Origin of the sequence: Neisseria sp. HMSC70E02 (genome assembly GCF_001838645.1) — a bacterium.
Taxonomy (GTDB): Bacteria; Pseudomonadota; Gammaproteobacteria; order Burkholderiales; family Neisseriaceae; genus Neisseria; species Neisseria macacae.
In genome coordinates this window covers 1-7175 of record NZ_KV838100.1, presented here as the reverse complement: position 1 = coordinate 7175, position 7175 = coordinate 1, and the positions used below count along the sequence as shown (strand labels likewise).

Below are 7175 nucleotides of genomic sequence, written 5' to 3'. Positions count from 1 at the left end.
GAGTTCGGGATCGGAGAGGCTGTGCCATTGTCCGTAGAAGCGCAAGAGCGACGCGAACGAATGAAAAAACAGTTCGCCGACTAAAATATAGATGTAGAAACCTTAAAAGGCCGTCTGAAATACTATTTGCACTCATTCCCGATTTGCCGCAACGGATGTTATCGGGCGGATTGGCAAAAGCGGAATTGCCCGCCGTCCGCACAGGCTTGGGATTCATTGATCGCAAGCTCGGCGGCTTTCTCGAACTGGGCTGGTATGCTTATCAAATGAAGCTCATCGGCACAGGCAACGCCCCGCAGCCGAAACGCTCCGCGTGAGCGGAACTGTTCCGCCTGCTGAAAAACATCCGCCAACACCGCCTGCGTTCCGAACGGGCGTAAAAAGTGCGGTGTTTTGCAATTTTTCGCTTAAATTCCATCGCTTGTAGCTACAAAAGTGCGCTCTATTTTACGAATTTTTCTTTATATTCCCCAACAGTAATCTGCGCCCTTCAAATTCCTTGCCAGCAATTTCCAAAGCGAAGCGTTCTTTGTCGGCGTCGCGTACTTTGTCGTGTACGGCACGTAATTCCTGTACGCTAGCGCCCAATGCCTTGACGATTTCATCGCCCATTTTCATGGAAGAATAGAAGGTTTCGCGCACTACGAAATCCGCTTCCGCTTTCACTAGGGCCAGCGCATTGCGTCTGTCCCAGGCGCGCACGAACACCTTGGCGTTCGGGTTGATATGATGAATATTTTCCACAATTCTGACCGCACTTTCTCCGTCGTCCACGCATACCGCTACGATGTCGGTGTGTTCCACGCCGCAGGCATGCAGCACGTCGGCGCGGGTGGCTTCGCCGTAATAGACTTTGAAACCGTATTCGCGTGCGACGTTGATGGTGTCGGGATCGTTGTCCAGAATGGAAATGGTGGCACCGTAGGCTAGCGGCATTTGGCTGACCACCTGCCCCATGCGCCCGAATCCGATAATCAGCACGTTGCCGTTGAGTTCGCCCGCATGTTCTTCCACATCGTCCACTGCCGCAGCTGCGCGGGGTTCTTTGAAACAGCGGTCGAACAGCATAACGCTGAAGGGTGTCGTAATCATGGCGAGCACCACGATTGCCGTCATATTCGCTAGCACTTCCGCATTAATCGCCCGTTGTGCGGCAGCGGAGGCGAGTAATACGAAGGCGAATTCACCGCCCTGCGACATCAGTACGGCGCGGTGTATCGCGGTGTGATGGCTTGCTTTGGCAAAACGCGCCACTCCATAAACGGCAAGGCATTTCAAGATAATCATCAGTACAGTGGCGGAAAGAATTACCTTCCAGTTATTGAGCACTGTTGCCACATCCAGCGACATCCCGACAGCTAAGAAAAACAGCCCGAGCAAAAGGCCTCGGAACGGTTCGATATCCGCTTCAAGCTGATGACGGAAGTCGGATTCCGACAGCAGCACTCCCGCCAGAAACGCCCCCATCGCCATAGACAGACCGCCCAGCTCCATTAAATAAGCCGCACCGAGTACCACCAGCAGCGCGGCGGCAGTCATCACCTCGCGTGCTTTGGATTTTGCCAGAATTTTAAACAGCGGATTGAGCAGCCAAATACCTGTCGCAATCAACGCTGCCAAAGAAAGCGCGGCAACACCGATTTTCTGCCATAGCGGTACGGCATCGGCAACGGCATTGGGATTATCGGGTGCTAGAAATGCTACAATCGCCAGCATGGGCACAATCAGCAAATCTTCAAACAGCAAAATGGAGACAATGCGCTGACCTTGCGGTGTGCTGATTTCATGACGTTCGTCCATAATCTGCATGACCATTGCGGTGGAGGTGAGTGTAAAACCTACCGCCGAAATAAACGACATCACTAAAGAAAAACCGTAAGCCAGCCCGATTAGGGTAAGGAACAGACTGGAAAGCGTCACCTGCAGGGTACCCAAGCCGAAAATCTGATTACGCAATTGCCATAAATGCGACGGCTTCATTTCCAGCCCGATCAAAAACAGAAACATCACCACGCCGAATTCCGCAATATGCAAAATAGCGTGGGAATCGGTAATGAGCTTTAATCCGAAGGGTCCGATAACCAGCCCCGCAGCCAAATAACCCAGAATCGAGCCTAGACCTAAACGTTTAAATAACGGCACGGCAACTACCGCCGCCCCCAATAACATCACCACGTGCAATAAATCGCCGTCAGCCGCTTCTACCGCCATAATTCCTGCCTTTGTTAATTCATAAAAATTTTTCGTATTATAAAGAAAAATCGCCGTAACACAAAAAAGCCGTCTGAAAAATGGATTCAGACGGCGTTTAGCATTTCAGGCAGCCTGAAACCCCCAAATCTCACACCGCAAAATGCGGTATCACGTTTTCGGCGAAATCCTGAATGGTTTCCAGCGCGCCGCGCCGTGTGGGTTTTAAGTTCACGGTAATGTGTGCCACGCCGTCGGCCTGCTGTTTCTGCCAAAACTCGACGATGCTTTTGGCGCCGCCGCGCAGGTAGATGTTATTGTAGAACTCGGCGGGCGCGTTCGGGTCTTCCAAGAGTTCGACGAAATTCGCCACGCCAAAGGGTTTCCAGGTTTCGCCGTCGCCCAATTCTTTGAGCGTGTTGACGATGTCGCCCAGTTTTTCGGGGGCGATGCCGTACCAAATCCATGCGTCGCTTTCGCGGGCAATCCATTCCAGCTCTTGGCGGGCGCGGCCAATGGCGAGCATCGGCAAACCGTGTGCGGGTTTGGGCACCAAGTCCAAATTGCCGCTGAATCTGCCGTAGTGTTCGCTATTGAACGCGGGGAATTTTTCCTGCGTCAGGCGGCGGATGATTTGCCACGCTTCGCGGTAGCGTTCGGCGCGGTTGTTGAAATCGGCGGCAAAGGCGGGGTATTCGGTGGGACGGTCGCCGCTGGCCAAGCCGAGCAGGAAGCGGCCGCCGCTGATTTGTTCCGCCGATGCGGCTTCTTTGGCGGTGAGAATCGGCTCGCGCAGGGGCGAAACATAACCCGCCGAGCCGAGCGCAACGTTTTGGGTGAGCGCGGCGAGATAACCCAGCGTTACCGACGGGTCGTAAATCTGCGCGACATCGCCAAAACTCGGGTCGTAAAACGGCACATCGCGCACCCACAGCGTGGCAATGCCGCTTTGGTCGGCGGCTTTTATCACGGTGGCGAAGTCGTCCATTTCGGGCACGGGGCTGTCGGGATAGCCTTTGAATGGCGCAATCAGGCCCAATGTGAGTTTGCCCGGTTGGAAAGTGCGGGCGAAACCGCGATGGTTTTGCAGGCGTTCGGGTAATTTCAGCGCAGTCATTTTTTTGCTCCTTGTGATGTGTTTTTGCACGGGATGAAGTATATTTGTTTTATTCGGGAATGTGCTTCCCTAATCTCGGGCAAGAAAATACCAAATGTAGGTCGGGCATTGATGCCCGACGTTTTTAAATTTACCTGTATTTGTCGGGCATAAATGCCCGATCTGCGCAAGAAAAATTTATGGAACTCAACAATCTCAACGATATGACCGCCTTTGTCGCCAGCGTAAAAAGCGGCTCGTTTACCGCCGCCGCCAAACAACTCGGGCTCACGCGTTCCACCATCGGTAAACGCATCGTCCGCCTTGAAGCGCGGTTGAACGTGCGCCTTTTGCAGCGCAATACGCGCAACCTTGCGCCCACCGACGAAGGGCGGCTGTTTTACGAACGCTGCACCGCCGTGTTGGAAGAGCTGGAAAACGCCGAGCAATGCCTTGCCCAACGCAGCATCGAGCCGCAAGGCCGTCTGAAAATCAGCGCGCCGCTGGTGTTGGGCAAAACCATCTTGCCGCCGCTGTTGGCGGATTTTCTCCACCGCTATCCGCAAACCAGCGTCGAACTCTCACTCACCGACGACTACGCCGACCTGATTTCAGACGGCTACGATCTCGCTCTGCGCAACGGCAACCCGCCCCAATTCGACAGCCTGATCGCCCGCACCGTCGGCAGCCAGCAAATGCTCACCTGCGCCGCCCCAGGCTATCTCGTTCAACACGGCACGCCGCAAAGCCCCGACGATTTGGCACACCACCAATGCCTGCATTTCCTACACGGCGGCCGCGTCAGCCGCTGGCGTTTCCAGCAAAAAGGCAAAGAAACCACCTTCCAAGGCAGCGGACGCTTCAGCGCCGACAACGGCGAAGCCCTGCTGGAACTCGCGCTGTCCGCATTCGGCATCGTGCAGCTGCCGCATTATCTGGTGCAAACCGCCCTCGATGCAGGCAGCCTGAAAAGCGTTTTATCCGATTTCCAACCCAAACCCGTGCCCGTGATGGCGGTGTACCCCAGCCGCAAACAGCTCTCGCCCAAAGTGCGGGCGTTGGTGGATATGATGGGGGAAGCGTGGGGGAAGGCCGTCTGAGATGCCGCCGGCCATTCCAAAAAAGCTGCCTGAAAAACAAAAAAGGCCGTCTGAAAACCTAATTCCGGGTTTCAGACGGCCTGAGACCTTTGCAAAATCCCCCAAAATCCCCTAAATGTCTTGGTGGGATTTTGGGGGATTTTGCAAAGGTCTCATGTAAAAATAAATCGATAAGGTCTATAATTGGCGCGCAATCCATCATTTCACAGAGACAAATTATGCACACACAAAATCTTATTATCGGCTTTGGCAAAGCGGGCAAAACGCTGGCGGCAGATTTGGCGAAACACGGGCAGCAGGTCGTGCTGGTGGAACAGTCGGCGCAGATGTACGGCGGCACTTGCATCAACATCGGCTGTATTCCCAGCAAAAAACTGATTGTCGAGAGCGAGCAGCGCGGGCATAACGCCGACAAAGCGGCAGTGTTTGCGGCGGCGATGAACGCGAAAAACACCCTGATTCCGAAATTGCGCGCCGCCAATTTCGCCAAACTGGACAATCTGGACGGCGTAACCGTGCTCAACGCGCGCGCCGAGTTTCTCGACGATCGCACGGTCAAACTGACTGACCCAGACGGCGGCGAGCAAACCCTTACCGCCGAACGCATTTTCATCAACACCGGTGCCACCCCGCGCCGCCTGGGTGTGGCGGGCGAAGACAGCCCGCGCGTACTGGACAGCACCGGTGTGCTCGCGCTGAACGAACGCCCGCGCCGCCTCGTCATCATCGGCGGTGGCTACATCGGCTTGGAATTTGCCTTTATGTTCCACGCTTTCGGCAGCGAAATCACCATTCTCGACGGCGGCGACCGCTTCCTGCCGCGTGAAGATCGCGACATCGCCGAAGAAATGCTGCGCGTATTAAACAGCAAAGGCATCAAGGTGTTGCAAGGCGTGAAGATTGAAGCGTTCCGCGACAATACGGCGGACACCAGCGTCATCACGTCGCAAGGCGAATTTACCGCCGACGCGGTGTTGGTGGGCGTGGGGCGCGTGCCGAACACGCAAGGATTGGGCCTGACAAACGCGGGCATCAAAACCGACCAGCGCGGCTTCATCCTCGTTGACGACCATCTGCGCGTGCAAGGCAAAAACCACATCTGGGCGATGGGCGACGTGGCGGGCAGCCCGATGTTCACCTACATCTCGCTCGACGACTACCGCATCGTGCGCGAACAGCTTTTCGGCGACGGCAAACGCAACCGCGCCGACCGCACCCCGTTCCCGACCGCCACCTTTACCGAGCCGCCGCTCGCTCATATCGGCTTAACCGAAACCGCCGCGCAGCAATCGGGGCGCGAGGTGAAAGTGTTGAAACTGAAAGCCGACGCAATTCCGAAAGCCAAAATCCTCAACCAAACCGACGGCCTGCTCAAAGCCGTGGTGGACGCGCACAGCGGCGAAATTCTCGGTGTAACCCTGTTCTGCGCCGAAGCGCACGAGATTATCAACCTGTTCAAAATGGCGATCGATCACCGCATCCCCGCCACCTACATCAAAAACCAAATCTTCACCCACCCGACCATCGCCGAAGGGCTGAACGATTTGTTCGCGGGCTGCTAAAAAACTGGTTGTAAAACGACCGCACTTGATACGGAAATGCCGTCTGAAAGCGATTTCAGAATCGGTGCGGGTATGTTGTTTGTAACCGAGTTTGTAGAGGCCGTTTTTCTTTGTCCAGCGGGCATCTTTATCCTTACTCGGTGTGGTTTGGCCGCTGACTTGTCCTTCCTCGTCGACTTCTATGGCCTGACGCTGTTTGCTGCCGGCGGTCTGAATAATGGTGGCGTCAATGACGGCGGCGGATGCTTTCTCTATTTTTAGGCCTTTTTCGGTCAGTTGGCAGTTAATCAGTTCCGGCAATTCGGACAGGGTGTCGTCTTGCGCCGTCGGTTTCGGTAACGGCATAAGGTGCTGTAATCGGGGATGCTCAGTTCGTCAAAACAGCAAAACAGGTTGAAATCGATGCGGGTGATGAGGCTGTGTTCGAGTTCGGGATCGGAGAGGCTGTGCCATTGTCCGAGCAGGACGGCTTTGAACATGGACAGCAGTGGATAGGCGGGACGGCCACGATGGTCTCTAAGGTAGCGGGTTCTTTGACGATTCAGGTACTGTTCGATCGGTTGCCAATCAATCACTTGATCCAACTTCAATAGTGGGAAGCGATGGAAAATCCTCTAAATGTCTTGGTGGGAGTTTAGGGGGATTTTGCAAAGATCTCGGTGTATAGGAAGGAATTTGGCGGTAAAGTATTTGCGATATTCCTTATGCTTTTATCAAATTGCTGTTCAGAGCTGCTATGGAGCGTTTTGATGTTGATTGGCATATCGCTTTGCAGCCATTTTGTCATTGCGCGATGACAAAACGATAGCGAAATAGTGACAAAATGTGCGCGAGATTATAACGCCGTGTAAAAAATAAGATCTAAAATTTGGTCTTTTTCACTTTATTTTTACATATTTATGCGATAAATTGAAATATTAAAATCAACTAATTGATTTTGAGCGATTATACAATTTACATTTTTTTATAATATAGAAACAACCCTTCTGAAATATATATAAACAGGAATCGGGATGATTATAACAAAAAACGTATCGGGCGGGGGTTGGAAAACTTCAACGCAAAAGGCAGAGACCTTTGCAAAATTTCTTTTCCTCCAACAACCGAAACCCAAAAACAGGTTTTCGTCTATTTCCGCCCCTAATTGCTCCTGATTTTACCCAAATACCCCCTTAATCCTCCCCGGATACCCGATAATCAGGCATCCGGGCCGCCTTTTAGGCGGCA

At 53.5% G+C, this 7175-nt stretch carries 5 protein-coding genes and 1 pseudogene; 3 read left to right on the top strand and 3 right to left on the bottom strand.

What is annotated here, in order from left to right:
- Positions 1-155: 155 nt before the first annotated feature.
- Positions 156-317 carry a hypothetical protein gene (locus HMPREF3277_RS14920; RefSeq protein ID WP_168168255.1) on the top strand — a complete coding sequence of 54 codons (162 nt, stop codon included), beginning with the start codon at positions 156-158 and terminating at the stop codon, positions 315-317.
- Positions 318-447: 130 nt separating this feature from the next.
- On the opposite strand, the gene HMPREF3277_RS07240 is transcribed toward HMPREF3277_RS14920, so the two are convergent.
- Both HMPREF3277_RS07240 and HMPREF3277_RS07235 read right to left on the bottom strand, forming a co-directional pair.
- A complete protein-coding gene (locus HMPREF3277_RS07240) occupies positions 448-2211 on the bottom strand; it encodes a monovalent cation:proton antiporter-2 (CPA2) family protein (RefSeq protein WP_070870549.1) in 1764 nt (587 codons plus the stop codon).
- A 130-nt stretch (positions 2212-2341) separates the two neighbouring features.
- Entirely contained in the window at positions 2342-3307 is a 966-nt protein-coding gene (locus tag HMPREF3277_RS07235) for a TIGR03571 family LLM class oxidoreductase (protein WP_003775714.1), read from the bottom strand.
- 179 nt (positions 3308-3486) lie between these two features.
- Here HMPREF3277_RS07235 and HMPREF3277_RS07230 point away from each other — a divergent pair, with 179 nt between their 5' ends.
- The gene (locus tag HMPREF3277_RS07230) at positions 3487-4386 is read left to right on the top strand and encodes a LysR family transcriptional regulator (protein WP_003775711.1); all 900 of its coding nucleotides are present in this window, start codon (positions 3487-3489) and stop codon (positions 4384-4386) included.
- A gap of 218 nt (positions 4387-4604) precedes the next feature.
- Complete coding sequence (locus HMPREF3277_RS07225) at positions 4605-5948, top strand: FAD-dependent oxidoreductase (RefSeq protein WP_003755202.1); 1344 nt, start codon at positions 4605-4607, stop codon at positions 5946-5948.
- Between the two features lie 54 nt (positions 5949-6002).
- Here the strand turns inward: HMPREF3277_RS07225 and HMPREF3277_RS13750 are convergent.
- Positions 6003-6559, bottom strand: a pseudogene (locus tag HMPREF3277_RS13750) (transposase); the annotation flags it as partial.
- Positions 6560-7175: the final 616 nt, after the last annotated feature.

Excerpts from the sequence above, each read along its gene's own strand:
- HMPREF3277_RS07235 (WP_003775714.1), bottom strand. The coding sequence starts at position 3,307 with ATGACTGCGCTGAAATTACCCGAACGCCTGCAAAACCATCGCGGTTTC.
- HMPREF3277_RS07240 (WP_070870549.1), bottom strand. The coding sequence starts at position 2,211 with ATGGCGGTAGAAGCGGCTGACGGCGATTTATTGCACGTGGTGATGTTA.
- HMPREF3277_RS14920 (WP_168168255.1), top strand. The coding sequence starts at position 156 with ATGTTATCGGGCGGATTGGCAAAAGCGGAATTGCCCGCCGTCCGCACA.
- HMPREF3277_RS07225 (WP_003755202.1), top strand. The coding sequence starts at position 4,605 with ATGCACACACAAAATCTTATTATCGGCTTTGGCAAAGCGGGCAAAACG.
- HMPREF3277_RS07230 (WP_003775711.1), top strand. The coding sequence starts at position 3,487 with ATGGAACTCAACAATCTCAACGATATGACCGCCTTTGTCGCCAGCGTA.